Source organism: Agrobacterium burrii (assembly GCF_017313405.1).
Lineage (GTDB): Bacteria > Pseudomonadota > Alphaproteobacteria > Rhizobiales > Rhizobiaceae > Agrobacterium > Agrobacterium burrii.
On sequence record NZ_JAFLNA010000003.1, the window covers coordinates 118,492 to 137,642 of the forward strand.

15 protein-coding genes are annotated in these 19,151 nt (G+C 58.5%); 9 read left to right on the forward strand and 6 right to left on the reverse strand.

All coding sequences use genetic code 11. The annotated features are described in order from the left end of the window. Positions 1-32: 32 nt before the first annotated feature. Positions 33-464, reverse strand: coding sequence for a MarR family winged helix-turn-helix transcriptional regulator (locus tag JZX89_RS07265; RefSeq protein ID WP_149899797.1), 432 nt, complete (start codon positions 462-464; stop codon positions 33-35). 205 nt (positions 465-669) lie between these two features. Between JZX89_RS07265 and graD the strand changes: the two genes are divergently transcribed. The 7 genes from graD to JZX89_RS07300 all read left to right on the forward strand — a co-directional run bounded on the left by graD (position 670) and on the right by JZX89_RS07300 (position 7,320). Then, positions 670-1,209 (forward strand): FADH(2)-dependent resorcinol hydroxylase reductase component, encoded by a 540-nt coding sequence (gene graD, locus JZX89_RS07270; RefSeq protein WP_207133650.1) that lies wholly within the window; start codon positions 670-672, stop codon positions 1,207-1,209. Between the two features lie 51 nt (positions 1,210-1,260). Next, a complete protein-coding gene (gene graA, locus JZX89_RS07275; protein ID WP_207133653.1) occupies positions 1,261-2,487 on the forward strand; it encodes an FADH(2)-dependent resorcinol hydroxylase oxygenase component in 1,227 nt (408 codons plus the stop codon). A gap of 45 nt (positions 2,488-2,532) precedes the next feature. Continuing rightward, positions 2,533-3,516: a gamma-resorcylate decarboxylase gene (tsdA, locus tag JZX89_RS07280; protein WP_207133663.1), complete on the forward strand. Its 984-nt coding sequence runs from the start codon at positions 2,533-2,535 to the stop codon at positions 3,514-3,516. A gap of 3 nt (positions 3,517-3,519) precedes the next feature. Then, complete coding sequence (locus JZX89_RS07285; protein ID WP_207133665.1) at positions 3,520-4,575, forward strand: maleylacetate reductase; 1,056 nt, start codon at positions 3,520-3,522, stop codon at positions 4,573-4,575. A gap of 15 nt (positions 4,576-4,590) precedes the next feature. Further along, positions 4,591-5,478, forward strand: a complete 888-nt coding sequence (gene graB / locus JZX89_RS07290; protein ID WP_207133847.1) for a hydroxyquinol 1,2-dioxygenase — start codon at positions 4,591-4,593, stop codon at positions 5,476-5,478. Further along, complete coding sequence (locus JZX89_RS07295) at positions 5,475-5,813, forward strand: YciI family protein (protein ID WP_207133667.1); 339 nt, start codon at positions 5,475-5,477, stop codon at positions 5,811-5,813. The genes graB and JZX89_RS07295 overlap by 4 nt, the downstream gene beginning before the upstream one ends. A gap of 220 nt (positions 5,814-6,033) precedes the next feature. Continuing rightward, entirely contained in the window at positions 6,034-7,320 is a 1,287-nt protein-coding gene (locus tag JZX89_RS07300) for an MFS transporter (RefSeq protein ID WP_207133669.1), read from the forward strand. 105 nt (positions 7,321-7,425) lie between these two features. Here the strand turns inward: JZX89_RS07300 and JZX89_RS07305 are convergent, their stop codons facing one another. The 4 genes from JZX89_RS07305 to mprF form a co-directional block, all read right to left on the reverse strand. Beyond that, positions 7,426-9,750 (reverse strand): DUF1217 domain-containing protein, encoded by a 2,325-nt coding sequence (locus tag JZX89_RS07305; protein WP_207133670.1) that lies wholly within the window; start codon positions 9,748-9,750, stop codon positions 7,426-7,428. Between the two features lie 311 nt (positions 9,751-10,061). Further along, the gene (telA, locus tag JZX89_RS07310; RefSeq protein WP_207133672.1) at positions 10,062-11,393 is read right to left on the reverse strand and encodes a telomere resolvase TelA; all 1,332 of its coding nucleotides are present in this window, start codon (positions 11,391-11,393) and stop codon (positions 10,062-10,064) included. Positions 11,394-11,678: 285 nt separating this feature from the next. Further along, positions 11,679-13,049 carry a virulence factor gene (locus tag JZX89_RS07315; RefSeq protein WP_207133674.1) on the reverse strand — a complete coding sequence of 457 codons (1,371 nt, stop codon included), beginning with the start codon at positions 13,047-13,049 and terminating at the stop codon, positions 11,679-11,681. Beyond that, the gene (gene mprF, locus JZX89_RS07320; RefSeq protein ID WP_142840595.1) at positions 13,046-15,646 is read right to left on the reverse strand and encodes a bifunctional lysylphosphatidylglycerol flippase/synthetase MprF; all 2,601 of its coding nucleotides are present in this window, start codon (positions 15,644-15,646) and stop codon (positions 13,046-13,048) included. The genes JZX89_RS07315 and mprF overlap by 4 nt, the downstream gene beginning before the upstream one ends. A 277-nt stretch (positions 15,647-15,923) precedes the next feature. Here mprF and JZX89_RS07325 point away from each other — a divergent pair, with 277 nt between their 5' ends. Continuing rightward, positions 15,924-16,217, forward strand: a complete 294-nt coding sequence (locus tag JZX89_RS07325) for a hypothetical protein (RefSeq protein WP_142840594.1) — start codon at positions 15,924-15,926, stop codon at positions 16,215-16,217. Positions 16,218-16,276: 59 nt separating this feature from the next. Here the strand turns inward: JZX89_RS07325 and JZX89_RS07330 are convergent, their stop codons facing one another. Beyond that, on the reverse strand, positions 16,277-17,317 hold the full coding sequence (locus JZX89_RS07330; RefSeq protein WP_207133676.1) for a dipeptidase: 1,041 nt from the start codon (positions 17,315-17,317) through the stop codon (positions 16,277-16,279). A 236-nt stretch (positions 17,318-17,553) separates the two neighbouring features. On the opposite strand from JZX89_RS07330, the gene JZX89_RS07335 reads away from it, so the two are divergent. Next, entirely contained in the window at positions 17,554-19,149 is a 1,596-nt protein-coding gene (locus tag JZX89_RS07335) for an ABC transporter substrate-binding protein (protein WP_207133678.1), read from the forward strand. The last annotated feature ends 2 nt before the right edge of the window (positions 19,150-19,151 follow it).

Here is a 19,151-nt window from a genome sequence, read left to right on the forward strand (position 1 = left end):
TGAAGATCGTGAGGCGAGCGGGGCTTCCCGCGTCAGAGGCCGGCGATATTGCGGCCGATATGGCGCAGGATGCTTTTGAAAAGTTTTACTTCCGCAGGATCGAGACCTTCGATTGCGGTTTTTTCGAACATGGCCGCGATGGGCATCAGTTCTTCCGCAAGCTCCTCGCCTTTTGTCGTGAGCGTGATGCGCACGATGCGGGCATTGTCGGCCGGTCGCTCGCGGCTGACAAGGTTGCGCCTGACGAGCAGGCCGACGAGCCGGGAAAGCGTGGAGATCTCCACCGACACGAGGTCGGCAAGCTCGGTCAGCGTCTTGCTCTCCTGCTGTCTCAGCGTCGCCAGCACGCGATACATCGGCAGGGTGATGTCATAGGAAGCCAGTCTCAGGGAAAAACGCTCGCCAAGCCGAACGCCCACCCAGTTGAGCAGGTAGGGTACCGAGTCGGTGAACTGATAAGACACGAAGCAATTCCCGTTTGAGAGCCATCTGCGCAGATGCTGATGTGCGCCTATCGGCTGTACCGGCACAATTCATCCGTTTCAATAGCTTCGCTCCAGAAGGCTGCGGAATGGGCGATTGTCTGAACGTTTAAAATGACAAAAAACATTTGCATTGACAAACATTGCAAATGCAAATAAATAAGAATGCAGGATTTGGGAGGATCTCATGACATCAGCACTGTTCGGCCTGAACAACCTTGCACCGGAAGGCGTCGGCCAGACTTTCCGCACGACGATGCGCCGTTTTCCGGCAACCGTGACGGTTATCACTGCCTGTGCTTCCGGCGATCAGCGTGATCACGGCATGACCGTGACCGCCGTCACTTCGGTCTCGATGGAGCCGCCCTCTCTTCTGGTTTGCCTGAACAACCGCACACTGCTGCACGAGCTGCTGCTCTGCCGACCGGATTTCATCGTCAACGTGCTGACGCAGGATCAGATCGCGCTCTCGGATGCTTTCAGCGGCAAGGTGTCGCCGGAGGCGCGCTTCGGCAATGGTGACTGGCAGCGTCACGAAAACGGTGTTCTCTATCTGCCCACGGCGCATGCGGCCATCGCCTGCCGCCGGGTGGCGGCGATGCCCTATGGAACGCATACCGTGTTCATCGGGCAGGTGGTTTCGGCCGATGTCAGCGAGACAACAAGGCCATTGCTCTACGAAAACGCCCAATATTGCGCCGCAAGCCCGGCAGGTGTGCAGGCCTGATATTTCCGGCCAGATAATTCCCGGCCAAGTCACTTCCGGAGGGAGACAATCATGAACGATATGAGCCATGCGCCGCAGCCGGCGCAAACGACCCCGCGTATCCTCACCAGCCGCGTTGCCGGCATAGCCGATCTTTTCCGGTCGAGCGCCCGCCAGACGGAAGAGGCGCGGCGCGTTCCCGCCAGCCATATCGAGGCGCTACGCGGTATCGGTTATTTCGATATCGTCAAACCCCGCGCTTTCGGCGGAAAGGGCGGTGAGTTTGCTGAACTGGTTGCGGCCAATATCGAGCTTTCGGCCGCCTGTGCGTCAACCGGCTGGGTTGCCGGACTGCTTTCCGCTCATCAATGGCTGCTGGCGATGTTTCCGGAAGAGGCGCAGGCCGATGTCTGGGGTGAAAACCCTGACGCGCTGTTGTGCGGTTCCTATGCGCCGGTGAAAATGGCTGACGTGGCTGAGGGCGGTTATCGCCTCAGCGGCAAATGGGCCTTCGCCTCGGGTTGCGAAAACGCGCAATGGTCTCTCTGCGCCGCCATTCTGCCGCCGCAGGGTGAGGGCAGGCCGGTTCCCGCCTTCCTTCTCGTTCCCGCCAGCCAATATGTCATTGAAGACACATGGCATGTGGTGGGGCTGGCCGGCACGGGCTCCAAGACGCTGGTTCTCGACGATGTCTTCGTTCCCAAACATCGGGTTCTGACCTTTCCGGACGCCACCAGCGGCAAGACGCCCGGCGGGCAATATTATGCGGAGGAAGGCCTGTTCAACATGCCGCTTCTGACCGGCATTCCTTCCTGTCTTGCGGCGGCTGGCGTCGGAGCGGCCAAGGGGGCGCTTGCGGGTTACGTCGATCATGTCGGCGGCCGGGTGACGCGCGGTGCTGTGGCGGGTGGCAATAACCGCATGGCCGAATTCCCGACCATTCAGCTGCGCGTTGCCGAAGCGGCGGCGAGTGTCGATGCGGCTTGTGAAATCCTGCTGCGCGATGTGGCACGTGCACAGGTGCTGGCGCAGGCCCGGGTCGAAGGCCGGGCGGAATTCACCGTAGATGACCGCCTTTTGAGCCGTCGCGGCCAGGCCTTTGCGGTGTCTCTGGCGCTGCGCGCCGTGCAGGCACTCAACGACTCTACCGGCGGCGTCGGGCTTGATCTTGCCAATCCCGTGCAGCGGGCCTGGCGCGATGCCAATGCGGTCGGCCGCCACATCAGCATGAACTGGGATGCCGTAGGTACCATGATCGGCCAGAGCATGCTCGGGCTGGAACCCAAGGGCCAATATTGACCGCGCATCGAGCGGCACGTGAACAGCAATTTCGGAGGAAACAACATGCAAGGCAAGGTCGCTCTCGAGGAGCATTTCGCAATCCCGGAGACACTTCAGGATTCGGCCGGGTTTGTGCCCGGTGACTACTGGACGGAACTGCAGCATCGCCTGCTCGATATTCAGGATACGCGGCTGAAGCTGATGGATGCGCATGGTATCGAGACCATGATCCTGTCGCTGAATGCCCCGGCGGTGCAGGCTATTCCGGATAAGAAGAAGGCGATCGAGATTGCCCGGCGGGCCAATGACGTGCTTGCCGAAGAATGCGCCAAGCGACCGGATCGTTTCCTTGGCTTTGCCGCTTTACCTTTGCAGGATCCGGATGCGGCGACCGAGGAACTTCAGCGCTGCATCAACGATCTCGGTTTCGTCGGTGCGCTCGTCAACGGTTTCAGCCAGGAAGGCGACGGCCAGACGCCGCTTTATTACGACCTGCCGCAATATCGCCCCTTCTGGGGTGAGGTCGAAAAGCTCGGCGTGCCGTTTTACCTGCATCCGCGCAATCCGCTGCCTCAGGATTCGCGCATCTATGACGGCCATCCCTGGCTGCTTGGCCCCACCTGGGCCTTTGCGCAGGAAACGGCGGTACACGCGCTGCGTCTCATGGCGTCCGGCCTGTTCGATGAGCATCCGCGCCTCAACATCATTCTCGGTCATATGGGCGAGGGGCTGCCCTACATGATGTGGCGCATCGATCACCGCAATGCCTGGGTGAAGCTGCCACCGCGTTATCCGGCCAAGCGCCGTTTCGTGGATTATTTCAACGAGAATTTCCACATCACCACCTCGGGCAATTTCCGAACCCAGACGCTGATCGACGCCATTCTGGAAGTTGGGGCGGACCGTATCCTGTTTTCCACCGACTGGCCCTTCGAGAATATCGACCATGCCTCCGACTGGTTCAACGCGACGAGCATCGCCGAGGCCGACCGGGTGAAGATCGGCCGCACCAATGCGCGCCGCCTGTTCAAGCTCGACGGGGCTTGAGCCATGCAGCCCTTCGTCTACATGGCAGCGCCGGCCCGCATCGTTTTCGGCGCGGGAAGCTCAGTGGGGGTGGCGGAGGAAATCCGCCGCCTTGGCCTGTCGCGGGCGCTGGTGCTCTCTACGCCACAGCAGAAGGCGGATGCGGAAGCGCTGGCTGCCCGGCTCGGTGGTCTCGCGGTTGGCGTCTTCTCCGAGGCTGCCATGCACACGCCGGTTGAGGTGACGAAAAGGGCGGTTGAAGATTATCGCGCCGCCAATGCGGATTGTGTCGTGGCGCTGGGCGGCGGTTCGACCACCGGTCTCGGCAAGGCCATTGCGCTGCGCAGCGATGCGGCGCAGATCGTCATTCCGACGACCTATGCCGGCTCGGAGGTGACGCCCATTCTCGGCCAGACGGAAAATGGGGTGAAGACCACCATGCGCGGCCCGGAAATCCTGCCTGAGGTAGTGATTTACGATGCGGAACTGACGCTCGGGCTGCCCGTGGCCATCAGTATGACGAGCGGGCTGAACGCCATGGCGCATGCGGCCGAGGCGCTTTATGCCCAGGACCGAAACCCCATCGCCAGCCTGATGGCGGTGGAGGGATTGCGGGCAATGGTCGAAGCGCTTGCCCGTGTGAAGGCCGAGCCGCAGGATATCGCGGCGCGCGAGACGGCACTTTATGGCGCATGGCTGTGCGGCACGGTGCTCGGCGCTGTCGGCATGTCGTTGCATCACAAGCTTTGCCACACCCTTGGCGGCAGTCTTGATCTGCCGCATGCGGAAACCCATGCGGTGCTTTTGCCGCATACCATCGCTTATGTGGAGCAAGCGGTGCCTGATCTGCTCTCGCCGCTTGCCGCACTTTTCGGTGGGAAGGCCGGGGCAGGGCTTTTCGATTTTGCTGCTCGACTTGGCGCGCCATCGAGCCTCGCAGCGCTTGGTGTGCAGCGGAGCGATCTCGATCCCATGGCCGAGCTTGCGACAGCCAATCCCTATTGGTGCCCGCGGCCAATCGAAAAAACTGCGATCCGCGACCTGCTGCAGCGCGCCTTTGAGGGCGCGAGGCCGGAGTGATGGGAGGAAGACATGATGGATACGAAGATGACCAGCGATGATGGCTATTTCGTTGAGGAGCGTTCGGCTGAAACCGTGATTGCCCGCATGCGCGACTGTAACGATCCGCGCCTGAAGGAGATCATGGCCGTCGTTACGCGCAAGCTGCATGAGGCGGTGAAGGAAATCGAGCCGAGCGAGGAAGAGTGGATGAAGGCGATCCATTTTCTCACCGAGGTTGGCCAGATCTGCAATGAATGGCGGCAGGAGTGGATTCTGTTTTCCGATATTCTCGGCGTTTCCATGCTGGTCGACGCCATCAATCACCGCAAACCGAGCGGCGCGTCGGAATCCACCGTTCTTGGGCCTTTCCATGTGGCCGATGCGCCGGAAATGCCGATGGGCGCCAATATCTGCCTCGATGGCAAGGGCGAGGATATGCTGGTGACCGGCCGTATTCTCGATACCGAAGGCGCACCGGTTGCCGGTGCGCGCATCGATGTCTGGCAGGCCAATGACGAGGGCTTCTACGACGTGCAGCAGAAGGGCATTCAGCCCGATTTCAATCTGCGCGGTGTTTTCGTCACCGGCGAGGACGGGCGCTACTGGTTCCGGGCGACGAAACCGAAATATTATCCGATACCGGATGACGGCCCGGTCGGGCGATTGCTGCGGGCCATGGGGCGTCATCCTTACCGGCCGGCGCATCTGCATTATATCGTTTCGGCAGAAGGTTTTGGCACGCTCGTCACGCATATTTTTGATCCGGATGATCCCTATATCCGTTCGGATGCGGTGTTCGGTGTGAAGGAGAGCCTGCTGGCCGATTTCCAGCGGGTGGAGGATGCGGAAAAGGCCCGGCAACTGGGTTTCATCGGCGACTGGTTCTGGTCGGTGAACCATGATTTCGTGCTGGCCCGATGAGTGGCGGCAGCGACCGTCCCGGCCTCTATGTTCGTTTTGCCGAAAGCGACCCCGCAACCGCTGAGCAGCGGAAGGTGCAGATGGATGCTCACAAGGCCTATTTGCGCAGTGAGGAAACCGCGCCCCTGGGGTTCAGAATTCTGGCGTCTGGCCCCATGCACGCGGAAAGCAGCGGGTCATTCGCCGCACTCGTGATCGCCGAAGCCCATTGCATTGAAGATATGATTGCCTTCAGCGATGCCGATCCATTTGTCATTCACGGCGTCTATAAGCGCGTTCGTATCCTGCGCTGGACGCCGACACTGTCGAGGGTTCCCGGGCTGAAGCCTGACTGACATTTCTGTCGGGTCCTGGGGCCTGACAATGATCAATATTGCATTTGCAATTTTTGCAAATGCAATACTTAATCGAAGACGGGTGATATCGGCGATATGTGTCTTGACAGGAGCGGGACACATATCAGGGTGGAGCAGGCCGGGCACTCGCGGAGCTATCGCCAAGAACGGGAGACGCAATCCATTCCGGATAGCGCGTTCAGGCGTGAAAGGGAGGAAGATGTCCACGAATTATATGAGCGCCGCCTCAGTGCGGACGAAAAACCCGGCTGGCGTCATCGCGACATGTGGTCTGATGATCATGTTCGACGGTTACGATCTGGTCGTTTATGGCGCGGTTGCGCCGGCGCTGCTTAAAGAGGGCGCATGGGCGCTCAATCCTGCCATGGTCGGTCGCGCTGCGGCGCTGACGCTGGTGGGAATGCTGCTGGGCGCTCTGTTTGCCGGCACCATGGCCGACCGTATCGGCCGCCGCAAGGTCGTGCTTATCAGCCTTGCCGTATTTTCGGCTATGATGATCGCCTCGGCCATGACGCCGAACTTTCTGGCTTTTGAAATCACGCGCTTCCTCGCTGGTCTCGGGCTTGGCGCGCTTTTGCCGACAGTGACCGCGCTGGTGCTGGAATTTTCGCCGCCCAAACGCAAGGCGCAGGCGAATTCCCTGTCTTTCCTCGGCTATCTTATCGGCGGCATCATCTCCGGCCTGATGGGCATCCTTCTGCTGGAAACCTATGGCTGGCGGCCGTTGATGCTGATCGGCGGTCTGCCGCTTATTCTCCTGCCGCTATTCATGCGCTTCCTGCCGGAATCGCCGGAATGGCTGGCAAGCAAGGGCCGGCAGGCGGAAGCGGACGGTATTTGCGACACTTATGGCCTGCAACGCATCGTGCCGCACGCCAAAATTCAAAAGGGTGGTGTCAGCGCGCTGTTTTCGGAAGGCCGGCTGCTTTCGACGCTGAACGCCTGGGGCATTCACTTCTGCTCGCTGCTTCTGACCTTCGGCATGGTCAACTGGTTGCCGACCATCATGAACAAGATGGGTTATGATATCAGTTCGGCGCTCAGCTTCTCGATCATGCTGAATGTCGGGGCCGCTATCGGCATTCTCATTGGCGGGCGGTTTGCCGATAAGGGCAACGTCAAGGTGGTGGTGGCGGTGCTGTTTGCCATCGGTGCGGCCTCTATCTGGGCTCTGACGGTAAACAAAGGGCCGCTGCTGTATGTCTTCGTCGCCCTTGCCGGTGCCGGAACGATTGGAACCCAGATCCTTGCCAATGTTTTGGTGGGCCGGCTTTATCCCGTCCATATTCGCGGCACGGGCCTCGGCTTTTCGCTGGCGGTCGGACGGCTCGGCGGTATTGCCGGCCCGATGATCGGCGGCCTCGTGCTGCAAAGGGGGCTGGCTCCCGAGTGGAATTTCTACATTTTCGGGTCGGTCGCGTTGGTGGGGTTGTTGCTGACCGTGTTGACCCTGCTATACCGCACCTCGGGTGACGAGCGGGTTTGATGAACGAGGTGCTGGCCGCCGGGTGAAACCTGCGGCCAGCAGAATGGCTGATGCCTCATGCATTCAGCGACGACACGGTTCTGAATTTTCACTGCAACGAATGATCTAGCTTCTGCGACCGCTGCGGAGTTGTGCGAGGGTCGCAAGCGTATTGCCGCTGATCCCGCCGTTATTGCTGAACAAAGCCATACGCGGATCGGATTCGGCGCTGTTCGCTTCGAACATCACCAGAAAGCGGCTGACCAGCTTTTCGACCTTTGCAGGGTCCTGCAGGTCTTTCATCTTCAGCCTCTTCTCGATCATCTTTGCCTGCACATCCACTTTGGAATTTGCCGTTTCGGCAGGCATTCCAAGGGCGGTGCGGGTGAATTCCGCCAGCGCATTGTCGGCGAGGATGTCGTAAGGATTGGAAATGCCGCCGGCCATTCGCTTGAAATAGAGCGCCAGTCGGACACCGGAGTTTTCCTCTCCCGCCCGCTCCTCCAGCGTCTGGCGCACATAGTTGTCGCGCGTTTCCATCAGGCTGCGGGTATTCTGGATCGTCTGGCCGGTTGTCGCGCGGATATTTCCCTTGGTATCAAAGTTGAAAGAACCGGCAAGCGCGCGAAAGCGGGTATCTTTTTCGGTGTTGGCAAAGCTTTTGGGGTCTTTAAGGTCGGACTTGAAAATCTTCTTCAGATAATCGGTGGTCACCGATTTGGGGTCGATGCGTTGAGCAACCAACATGAAATCGAGCAGGCGGCGGTCGGCAAGCAATTGATCGACTGTTTCCAGCGTCTCCATTTTCTCGCGATAGTAGGAGACTTCCTTCTCTCCCTTCTCCCTGACTTTCTTGTCCTTGTCCCAACGGGTGACTTCGGTGAGATAACGGCGTGAAATGCGGGTGATCTCGTTTTCCGCCTGGGCAAGGCGCGGTGAGCCGATTTTGCCTTCTGAATCGAAATTATATGCCTTTGCCAGCCGCACGAACCTGTCATCGTTCAAGCTGCGAACATAGCTTTTCGGGTCTGACAGATCGCTTGTGAGGGCTTTTTTCAATTTGAAGGTCGAGGCTTCCTCCGTGCTGATATTGAACGCCTTCAGCGCGAAATTGCGAACCGTGACTGCGGCCGGCGCATTCGACAGAAAGTCCTCCAGGTTTTTCGTCAGGCCGATATAGCGTTTGTAGTCCTTGATTAGCCTTTCGTCGTCGGCCACGTCGTCGTCATCGTAGCGGCTAAAGTAAAAGTTCATCATCGTGCTAAGCTGCACATCGGTCTGCACTGCCTTTCCAGGCGCGACTTTGCCGTCGTCACCGAAATTGAAAGCTTTTGCCAAGTCGATGAGGCCTTTGTCCTTCTCCTGATAAAGCGGGCTTTGCGCGTCCTCAGGATTTTGGCGAAGGGCCCACTGGATTTTCTTGTCGATGTCGACGTTGTCGAGCAGATTAAAGGCGACGATCAACATTTCTCTCAGGCGGCCATTGCTGGTCATCTGCCCTGCATCGGTGACGCTCTTGATCTTGTCCACGAAGAAATCACGATTAAGAATCGCGCCGGCCTGCGTCAGGCGCGGGCTAGAAAGAACGTAGGTTTCGTTGATCAGCCGTTTCTGGGCCGTCGTCTGCGCTGGCGTGCCGGTATCGACGGCGCCATCGTCGCGGAAGTTGAACGCCGCCGCCATTTCGAACAATTTATAGGCATCGGCGATGCGTTTATTGTACTGGTCGATCAGATATTGGACCTTGTCGCGCGCCGGCTTGTCGGTGGTGGGAATATTGTCCCGCTCAATTCGCAGACCTGCCGTTTTTAACTGCCACTCATTGACCAGCGGTTCGTAGGTCTTGTTGACGTAGCTATCGGCACTGCTGATATCGCTGGTCAGAACATCTTTGAGATGCTTGTAGCTGAAGCTCTGGGCATCGATGCCGAAAGATTTGAAAACATAGTCCCGAAGCCGCGTGTTTTTGAATATGTCATCCAAATGACCGACCTTGTCGATGAGGATGTTGTAATATCGCGTTTCCTCCTTCAGTTCCTCGTTTCGTTGCTCGATCGTGCTGTTATACGCGGCAACCAGCCGGTCCTGCTGGGATTCGGTCTGAACCGATTTTTGCGCTTTGATATTGCCGAAATCGAACGCCGCCGCGAAATCGCGGTAGCGTGTGTCCTTCATCTTGTTGGCGAAACTGTTCGTGTCGTTGAGGTCACTTTCCAGCACCTTCTTCATGAAGGCGGTGGCGTAAATCATGTCTTCCAGCCCAAACGCTTTCATGGCGTAGGAATAGAGTTTGTAGTCCTTCAGAAACTCGTCGAGGTTTTTAACCTTGCCGATATTGTCCGCATAATATCTGGCGTCCCGCGATATGACGGGGTCATTCGCGACACGTTTCAGCGACAGGCCGAGGTCACGATTATAGAGGGCATAAGTCGTGTATGCGGGCAGCACCATGTGCCTCCGGGAAAATTGTTGCCGAAATCTATGTGTGAACAAATACTATAATTGAATTATCGCAGTATTGTCTTGTGCGAGACTGTATTTGTTGAAATTGTATTTATGTTAAGTATTGTATATTTTTATATTATAAGTTTATATTCTGATATGGCGAATTTTTCTTGATCTTATCTCCTAGGGTTTTCGCCCAGATGAAAGCTGCACATGGCCAACAGTAAGCCGAAAGCGGTATGCGGAAACGCGCCGGCCGCAGTTTCTGTGCAGTTTCAAGGTGTGCCAGTTTTTTTGGGGGAGCGGCTGCGGCTGCCTTAGGGCTTTTTGCCGGAGACAGGCGTGATGCTCGCCATTTGCTGCAATGTCCGCTCATTCGTGCGCTTGGCGCGCGCCAGCGCATCGTCGCGATCTTCGGGCAGCGTGTAGGTCATGTAGGACAACGAGGTTTCGAGGTCGTTGTTATTGTGCCCCAGAATAGCAGCGAAATAGCTGTTCTTGGTGACGTGGGGCGGGGCGAAATTGTGATAGGCGACTTCGGCATAGAGGTGCCGCAGGCCATAGGGCTTGGCGGGTTCTTCCTTCGGCCACAGGTCCTCGAACAGGTTAAAAACCGTGTCCCGAAGCAATAGACGGGTTTCCGATGAAAAATCGTCGATCGACATGCCGTGCCACAGTTTTCCCTGCCCGCTAGCGCGCAGCCGTTCATAGGCGGAGAGAATGGTGGCGGAGCGGGCTAGGACCGGAATTTCGTAGGTGACGCCGAACTTCGTTCCTTCTCCCTGTTTCGTCTTGGCCTGGCCGTTGAACAGGATGCTCCATTTGGAAACGCCCTTGCCATAGGGGGCGGGGGAAAACTCGGCCTGGGTAAAGACCTCGTAAGGACGCCGTCCCGTCATGCCGATCAGGCCTATGCCGATCATCAGCGGATCGGCCGACTGCAGGCAATCGGCGCAGATCTTCAGAACCTGCCGGTAGTTGTCGAATGTGATCAGCGCGCCATGCTTGTTGGCGATCTTTTCCATCTTGACCTTGCGGGCGTCGTCATACATCGCCGCATCGCCGGTCGCGATCTTCAGCATCGGGTGCTCGTCGCCGAAGGCCTCGCGAATGGCGTTACGGTATTTGGTGATGTAGGAGATGATCGTCGTCTGCGCCCTGTCCTTCATGGTGCTGAGTTCAGCGTTCCACAGGGCCTGCATTTCATCTTTCTTGGCCACACCATTCATCGCTGCAATGAAATCCGCGATACGCAGAAGAACCGTGGGCTTTCGTCCCGCGGTGTTGAATTCCGCCCGTTCGATTTTTTCGACGATGGATGCCGCTACGCCGGTTTTCGGATAGTCGGCCCGTTCGATATAGGTATTCAGCCGTTCGCGCAGTTTTTTCATGTTGCAGATGGCAAGCGGTGTGCTCTTTGGGCCGAATTCGGCCTTCAGGGCATACCTATATTTCATGATGTAGAGTTCGAGCGTCTTTTCGGTGCGGCCATTGTCGAAATGGTAGCGGACCTCGGCATCCCACAGATCGCGGATTTTCTTGTTCCGCACAGCGTCGCTGCTTTTCATCGCTTCTCTGACGCCGGCGACGAACTGGTCGATGCGTTCCACGAGGACGGGTGTTTTTGTCTTGCGCTTTAAGGCGGGCATGCGGCGGCTCCCTGAACCGGTCCGAAAATATAAAATCCATGGTTGGCAATCAACAGAAGCATGGTTGAGGAAACGCCATGAACATTCGCCGCCGGCCGGGTTCTTTTGAATAATAATTTAATCGATTCCGCAAGCGTGGGTGGCGATCGAAGACGGGTTTCGAACTGCCGCCGGTCATTCAACCGGGGCTGAAGGCTGCGGGAGATGATGTTTCCGGGGAGGGAGCCTGCAAATTCATGTTCGGAGCTTCGGAAATTCTCCCGAAGCCCCTCAGGTCAAAATACTCTATTTGGGCAGGCGGGTCTTCAGCGATGTCACAATCCGCTTTGCGAGTGCCTCATAGTCTTCGTCGAAATGGTGGCCGCCTTCAATGGCGATGGTTTCCACACCCTTCGCCTTCAGACCGGGGCAGGGGTCTTCATCCTCCTCCTCCGTGCCATATACGCACTGCACCAGCTTCGGATCGATCTTGGCGATGTCATCCACCGTCTTGCCGCCCTTGCCTTCGCCAGCCACGCCAAGCCAGCCCTGAACGGAAATTTCGAAATCCACTTCCGTCGACAGGCCCAGCAGCGAGAGCTGCACGACGTGGGATTTCGCGCGTTCCGGCAGAAGATTGTAGGTTGCAGGAATGATGTCGGCACCGAAGGAATAGCCGATCAGCACGACGTTGCGAACCTTCCATTGCTTGCGATAGGTGTCGATGATGCGGCCAAGGTCGCTTGCCACTTCCTGTGGCTGCTTTTCTTTCCAGAAATACCGCAGGGCGTCGACGCCGATCACGGGAATGCCCTGTTTTTGCAGCGCACCGCCCACTTCCTCGTCGAGATCGCGCCAGCCGCCGTCGCCGGAATAGATCACCGCCATGGTGTCCATGACAGGGCTTGTTTCGAGAACCTTGATCGGCAGGCCGAGCGGGCTATCGGTGTCGCCGGCGGCGTCGATCTGGTCGGACAGGGTCTGTGTCAGGATTTCGTCCGCCTTGTCATCCACGTCAGTCACGTCGATATCGGGATGCAGCTTGACGAGTGCGTTGACGTGGTCGCGGCCCTTCTGGTCCGCAGCGGGCGTAAACAGCACGCTGACGGGCGCCGGCAGCGGACCGTCGGTCAGGCCATAGACCGTTTCGCCATCCACCTTGTCCTTGGTGGCGGGCGTGCAGAGTATCTTCTCGAGCGGCAGGCCCGCCTTGGGGTCGACGGCGATGGCGTCGCGGACGGTGGAGACCGGGCTTTGCGCGATCATCGCCAGCGCCAGCGTTCCGCCCTTGCCGATGCCGGTGAGAATGGGCTGGCGATAGCTGCTGGTGCCGGCGGTGCGCTGGATCTGCTGCGACAGCGACTCGACGTCCGAGATCATGTAAATGCACTCGTCGTCATCGGCTTCGAGCGCCTTCAGATATTCCTTGAAGTCGATGCCGACCACGGCGGCACCCTTTGCAACCAGCGCCTTGGCGCGCTCTTCGTCGGCGGCTGTCCAGCCGTCCGCGTCCGAAATCAGGAAGACGCTGGCGAGAATATCGCCGTCCGGTACCATGATGTGCTCGGCCGGGATCATGCCGGTCTCATAGGCTGGCTTGTCCTGCGCAAAAGCGGAGGTAGAAGCGAACAGGGCGGAAGCGGCGATGACCGCCTTCATGATGGTGGATTTTCTCATTTTCCGATCACTCCTCTGACGCCGCCGCTGATCAGAACCGTTGCGTCCATCAGCGCCAGCGCGGCGTCTGCGCCGTTCTGAACGGCAAGGTAACGCGGTTCCCATTTCGGGTGGAACTTCGTCTTGAACGCACGAAGGCCCTTGAAGTTGTAGAAGCGTTCGCCGTGTTCGAACAGCGTGCTGCCAATGCGATCCCAGACGGGTGCCGCATCGCGCTTCGACATGCCGGACATGGGCGCCATGCCGAGATTGAAGCTCTCATAACCCGCCTCACGCAGATATTGCATGATACTGACGAAGAGGAAATCCATCGCGCCGCGCGGCGCATCCGCCGAAAAGCGCATGAGATCGACGGTGGCTTCCTTTTTCGTTTCCGTCACCATCAGATTGGCGAAGGCGGTGATCTTTCCATCTTTGCGAAGAATGGCAACGGGCTGGGACAGGATGTAATCCGGTTCGAAAGCACCGAGCGAGAAGCGTTTTTCCCGCGTATTGTGATGCGCAAGCCAGCCATCGGAGACCTGTTTCAATTCATCGAGAATATCCGGCACCTGCGATTGTTCGACAACCTCGAAGGTGAGCCCGTCGCGTGCGCCGCGGCTCAAGGACTGGCGAAGGGTGGCGAGCTTGCCGCCCTTCAGTTCGAATGCGGTTAGGTCGACCAGCGCCAGTTCGCCGAGCTTGAAGGCGCGCAGGCCGGCATCGGCGCAATGGGAGAGCAGGAAAGGCGAAATCTGATAAAAAGCGGCGCGCGCGCCCGCCGAACGGGCGGCTTCCACAAATTGCCAGACGAGATCGGGAAAATCCTCCTCGTCGCCAACCGGATCGGCAAAGGCAATCCAGGAACGGCCCTGAATGCCGTACATGATGAAGGCGTTGCCGCTCTCGGAGAACATTACGTGTTTGTCGCCCATGCGCACAAGGTTTGCGTCGGCGGCGTCCTGTTTCATGACGATGCCGGTTGCGTTTACCACGTCTTCGGGCTCGATCGCATCCGGCCTGTAGGCCACCGGCCGCATGAGGCTGAAGATGGCGATGGTGGATGAGGCGAGCACGAGACCGAGAAGGGCGCGCAAACCGCGTGGCGCTTCTTCGGAGAATTCGAACTGCCACCACAGGGTCTGACTGTAATCCGTATCGCGATAGACAAAGAGCAGGATGGTTGCCGCGCCGGCAACGATGACGGCCATGGCAGCGAGCCAGCTTGGCCCCAGCGCCTGCTTCACCAATGAGGCATGGCGGTTGAAGCTGCGCATATTGGCGGCGAGTGCGATGATGAAGACGCCGAGGATAGCGGCTTCAAAGACGGCGATGGCCTTGAGGATGGAGAGAACCAGCGCCAGCGAGGCGGCGACCAGCGCAATCCACCAGGCTCCATCAAGCCGCTGGCCGAGGCCACGCGAGGCGACGACGAGCACAAGGCCGAGAATGCTGGTGAGAAAATGCGCGGCTTCGATGATCGGCAGCGGCACGAAATTGGAAAGGAAATCCAGATTGCTGTCGGGCGTCGGCGTCACACTCGAGAAGATCAGCATGGTACCGAGGATCATCGCGAAGGTGGATAGCAGCGGCGGCGCAAGCCGCACGGCAAGCTGGCTGATATCGGAAACAACAGGCTTTGCGGCGAACTGCTTCATCTCCGAGACCAGCATCACCAGAATGGCGACCACCAGCGGCAGGACGTGATAGATCACGCGGTATAGAACAAGGCTGCCGAGCAGCTGGTCGACGCTGATGGCGTTGCCAAGCCCTGCGACCATCACGGTTTCAAAGACGCCAAGACCGGCCGGCACATGGCTGAGCACGCCGAGGCCGACGGCGGTGGCGTAGATGGCGAAAAATGTCGGCCAGCCGAGATGCGTGTCGGGCAGCAGCACGTAAAGCACGGAAGCGGAGGCGGCGATATCGAAAGCCGAGACGAGGAACTGGCGCGACGATGTGCGGCTGTCGGGAAGGCGAAGACGCCATGCGCCGAGACGGATCGTGCGGCCGTTGCGCCCGATATAGGCGGCCACCACGAGAACGGCGATGACGGCGAGCGCCGCCCCTCTGAGGATCAGCGCATCAACGCCGATGATGGCGGCGATGCGTGGTGCGACGATGAAGGTGGAGATGGCGCTGACCGAAAGCAGGCCAAGCCCGAAGGACAGCGTGACAAAGGCGATGACGCGGGCGATTTCACCGGGCGACAGCCCAAGCCGCGAATAGGCGCGAAAGCGGATGGCGCCACCGCTCAAGGGGCCGAAACCGGCAGTATTGCCGATCGCATAAGCGGCAAAAGCTGTCGCCGCCATGGGCGGAAGCGGCAATTTGCGGCCGATATATTCGATCGCATTGGCGTCGTAGAGTATCAGCGCCAGAAAGCTGAGCGCAGTGAAGAAAATGGCAAGCAGAACCGCCGAAGCCGAGGTCTGCGTCAGCGCGTCGATGACGTCGTCATAACGCACCTCGGAGGTCAGGTGATAGATGGCGAAAGTCATCATCACGAAGACGAGCGTGATGGCGATCGCGGTCAGATAGGGGCGGTTTCGGGCAATGAAGCTTTCAACCGCGGATTCCGCGACATCGGTTTGTGTGATTTCGCTCTTGTCTGCCATTTGCTTTATCCAGCGCCCATTCCCAGCTTGGCGAACCACAGGAATGTGTCGCTAATTCGTTTCGGTTGAGGAAATGTGATTAGCAGAAAAGCATGAAGTGTCGATGTAGAGTTTGGCCCGCTCGTCGGTGGATTTTCGCCAATCCTAAAGGCAGAAATGCAACTATGAAATGCATGATTTGCCGGATTGTTCCGAAAGATATCAAATTGAGCGCTGCGGTTGCTTGGTGGTGGCGTTTGATGCCATTACACGCTCCTTTTGATTGAAGGAGATGCAGATGAACACGCCCACAAGAATAGCGCTTTCGCTCGTCGTCGCCCTCGTGGCGGGCGGCGGATACATGGCAGTGGACAAGATGCGTGGTGCCGAATGGGTCGTTTCGCCGCAGCAGATTGCGGAGGCCAAGGCAAAAGGGCAGATGGGTTATGAATCCCGCCCGGGCACAGTGACCGTGTTGCCGATCCGCAGTGAAACGGCGGATGTATTGCCGATGAAATGGGCGATGATCGGTGTGGTTGCCGGGCTTCTGGCTTTCCGGGCGAGCGGCAAGAAAAAAGCGGCAAAGGCTTAAGGAGCCTGCCGCTTCATATCTCCGGCGTTCCGCGCCGGAGATGGATTTTACGCTGAGCCTTATGCGCCCCAGGTTTTTTCCAGCACGCGGACCCAGTTGCCGTGGCAGATCTTGGCAAGCGCCTCGTTGTCGTAACCGCCCTTGCGCAGGGCTTCGACCAGCAATTGCAGATCGCCTGCATCCTTCATGGCGGCGGGAATGGTGGTGCCGTCGAAATCCGAACCGAGGGCCACGTGATCGATGCCGATGCGGTTGACGATATAGTCCACATGGCGGACAAGTTCGCCAAGATCGGTATCCGGGTTCTTTACGCCGTCCTGGCGCAGGAACAAAACGCCGAAATTGATGCCGGCAAGACCACCCGTGTCGCGGATGGCATCCAGCTGGCGATCCGTCAGGTTGCGGCTGTGGTTACACAGCGCATAGGCGTTGGAATGAGAGGCGACGAGCGGCGCGTCTGAAATCCTGGCGATGTCCCAGAAACCCTGCTCATTCATGTGCGAAAGGTCGACCATGATCTTCAGTTCGTTGCAGGTCTTCACCAGCCGCTTGCCGGCATCGGTGAGGCCGGGGCCGATATCCGGCGTCGAGGGGAAACGGAAGGGAACGCCATAAGCGAAAATGTTTGGGCGGCTCCAGACCGGTCCGAGTGTGCGAAGGCCCGCCTCGTAGAGCACGTGCAGCGCATCGAGATCGGCGCCGATCGCTTCCGCACCTTCAATATGGAAGACGGAGGCGAAGGCGCCTTCGGCCATGGCGCAGCGAATATCGGCGGCCGTGCGGCAGACCTTGAGTGCGCCGGCGGATTGTTTTTCGGCGCGGAACAGCAGGCCGGCCATGGCGAGCGTCGCCTTCAGCGCGTCCGCTTCTGCCGGTGTCGAAAAATCGCCGTTGGCGTCCTTCTCCATGCTTGGCGACGGCACGTAGATGGCGCAGAGGCCACCGGCCAGTCCACCCTTCCTGGCACGTGGTAGGTCGATGTGGCCAACCGTGTCACCCTCGATGAGGAGGGTTTCGGGAGAGGCATTGCCCGATCGCCATAACCGCAGAAGCACATCGTTGTGGCCGTCGAAGACGGGTACGGTTTTTTCATCGGTCATGGTCATTCACCTTCGGATAGGGGGAGGGCGCGGATGCGCGCCTATTCAGACTTTTGGGAATTGGTAGAGGAAAGGTCAAGGCCGGAGCAAATGCAATCCGTGCATAGGCTCTGCCAAATTTGGAATTGGTCGGGCCTCGTTTGCTCGTGTTAATCGCGGGAAAACATAAAAAAAATGACTGGATTGGGGCAAGCCCACACCGTTTCCGAAAAATAAGGTCCGAAAGGGGATTTTCGATGATTTCAAGACGCAACCTGCTGATCGCTGGCGCTGCCGTGCCGTTCCTGTCCTATGCGCGCATTCCGGCATTTGCCGCGACACCGAAGGATATTCTGGTCGTTGCCCAGCAGCTGGACAATATGACGAGCCTTGACCCACATGAAGGTTTCGAGGCTGTCGGCGGTGAAATCATCTCCAACATGTACCAGAAGCTGGTGCGCGCCAATCGTGAGGATTCCACCAAGGTTGATCCCGTCATCGCAAAGTCCTGGGAAGCCGATGCGGACAGCAAGATTTTCACCTTCGTGATCGGTGACGAAGCGACCTTCGCGAGCGGTGCTAAAGTGACCGCGGAAGACGTCGCCTTCTCGCTGCAGCGCGCTATCAAGATGAACAAGAGCCCGGCCTTCATCATCAGCCAGTTCGGCTTCACGCCTGACAATGCCGAGACGACCATCGTTGCTGCCGACGACAAGACGGTGAAGCTGACGACCGCAAAGCCGACCGCCATTTCCTTCCTGCTTTATTGCCTCTCCGCCAATATCGGTGCGATCGTCGAAAAGAAGGCGGTTCTCGGCAATGCATCGGGCGAAGACCTCGGCAATGGCTGGCTGCAGAAGAACAGCGCCGGTTCCGGCGATTTCATGCTCCAGGCCTGGAAGCCGAGTGAAAGCGTCGCGCTCACCGTCAATCCGAACGGTCCCTACAAGGGCAATATCAAGCGCATCGTGCTGCGCCACGTCACCGATCCGTCCTCCCAGCTTCTGATGTTGCAGAAGGGCGATATCGACATTGCCCGCGACTTGACCTCGGAACAGCTGCGCACCGTCAAGGACGACGCCAATATCGAACTGGAGCGCAAATCCATCGCCTCGCTGGTTCTGATCTCGCTTAATCAGGGCAATGAGAACCTTGCCAAGCCGCAGGTCTGGCAGGCGATCAAATGGGCGCTGGACTATAAGGGCATGCAGGAAAACCTCGTGCCGCTGACCCACAAGGTTCACCAGAGCTTCGAGCCGGAAGGTTTCCCCGGTGCGGTTAACGATACGCCCTATCAGCGCGATGTCGAAAAGGCCAAGGCGCTGATGGCCGAGGCCGGTCTTGCCGACGGTTTCGAGATCAGCATGGACCACTATTCCGCGCAGCCTTACCCGGATCTGGCGCAGGCCATTCAGGCCAACCTTGCCGATATCGGCATCAAGGTGCGTCTGCAATCGGCTGAAAACCGTCAGGTTCTGACCAAGATGCGTGCGCGCGAACACCAGATGGCGCTCTCCGCATGGGGTACGGATTATTTCGATCCGCATTCCAACGCTGATGTCTTCAACATCAACAAGGATAATGGCGACGACGCCAAGTCGAAGCCCTTCCTGTGGCGTTCGCGTTTCAAGAATGACGACTTTGCCGCCAAGGCGGAAGCTGCCCGCGACGAGCAGGACCCGGCAAAGCGCGTGGAGCTTTATGAAGCCCTGCAGCGCGAATCCATGGAAAACAGCCCGTTCGTGTTCATGTTCCAGACCACGAAGACGGCCGCTTTCCGTAAGGGCGTTTCCGGCTTTGAACTCGGTGTTCTGTCCGAGGGCAATTCCTACCACGATGCGAAGAAAGCGTGACA

Excerpts from the sequence above, each read along its gene's own strand:
- graD (WP_207133650.1), top strand. The coding sequence starts at position 670 with ATGACATCAGCACTGTTCGGCCTGAACAACCTTGCACCGGAAGGCGTC.
- graA (WP_207133653.1), top strand. The coding sequence starts at position 1,261 with ATGAACGATATGAGCCATGCGCCGCAGCCGGCGCAAACGACCCCGCGT.
- tsdA (WP_207133663.1), top strand. The coding sequence starts at position 2,533 with ATGCAAGGCAAGGTCGCTCTCGAGGAGCATTTCGCAATCCCGGAGACA.
- JZX89_RS07285 (WP_207133665.1), top strand. The coding sequence starts at position 3,520 with ATGCAGCCCTTCGTCTACATGGCAGCGCCGGCCCGCATCGTTTTCGGC.
- graB (WP_207133847.1), top strand. The coding sequence starts at position 4,591 with ATGGATACGAAGATGACCAGCGATGATGGCTATTTCGTTGAGGAGCGT.
- JZX89_RS07295 (WP_207133667.1), top strand. The coding sequence starts at position 5,475 with ATGAGTGGCGGCAGCGACCGTCCCGGCCTCTATGTTCGTTTTGCCGAA.
- JZX89_RS07300 (WP_207133669.1), top strand. The coding sequence starts at position 6,034 with ATGTCCACGAATTATATGAGCGCCGCCTCAGTGCGGACGAAAAACCCG.
- JZX89_RS07305 (WP_207133670.1), bottom strand. The coding sequence starts at position 9,750 with ATGGTGCTGCCCGCATACACGACTTATGCCCTCTATAATCGTGACCTC.
- telA (WP_207133672.1), bottom strand. The coding sequence starts at position 11,393 with ATGCCCGCCTTAAAGCGCAAGACAAAAACACCCGTCCTCGTGGAACGC.
- JZX89_RS07315 (WP_207133674.1), bottom strand. The coding sequence starts at position 13,049 with ATGAGAAAATCCACCATCATGAAGGCGGTCATCGCCGCTTCCGCCCTG.
- mprF (WP_142840595.1), bottom strand. The coding sequence starts at position 15,646 with ATGGCAGACAAGAGCGAAATCACACAAACCGATGTCGCGGAATCCGCG.
- JZX89_RS07325 (WP_142840594.1), top strand. The coding sequence starts at position 15,924 with ATGAACACGCCCACAAGAATAGCGCTTTCGCTCGTCGTCGCCCTCGTG.
- JZX89_RS07330 (WP_207133676.1), bottom strand. The coding sequence starts at position 17,317 with ATGACCGATGAAAAAACCGTACCCGTCTTCGACGGCCACAACGATGTG.
- JZX89_RS07335 (WP_207133678.1), top strand. The coding sequence starts at position 17,554 with ATGATTTCAAGACGCAACCTGCTGATCGCTGGCGCTGCCGTGCCGTTC.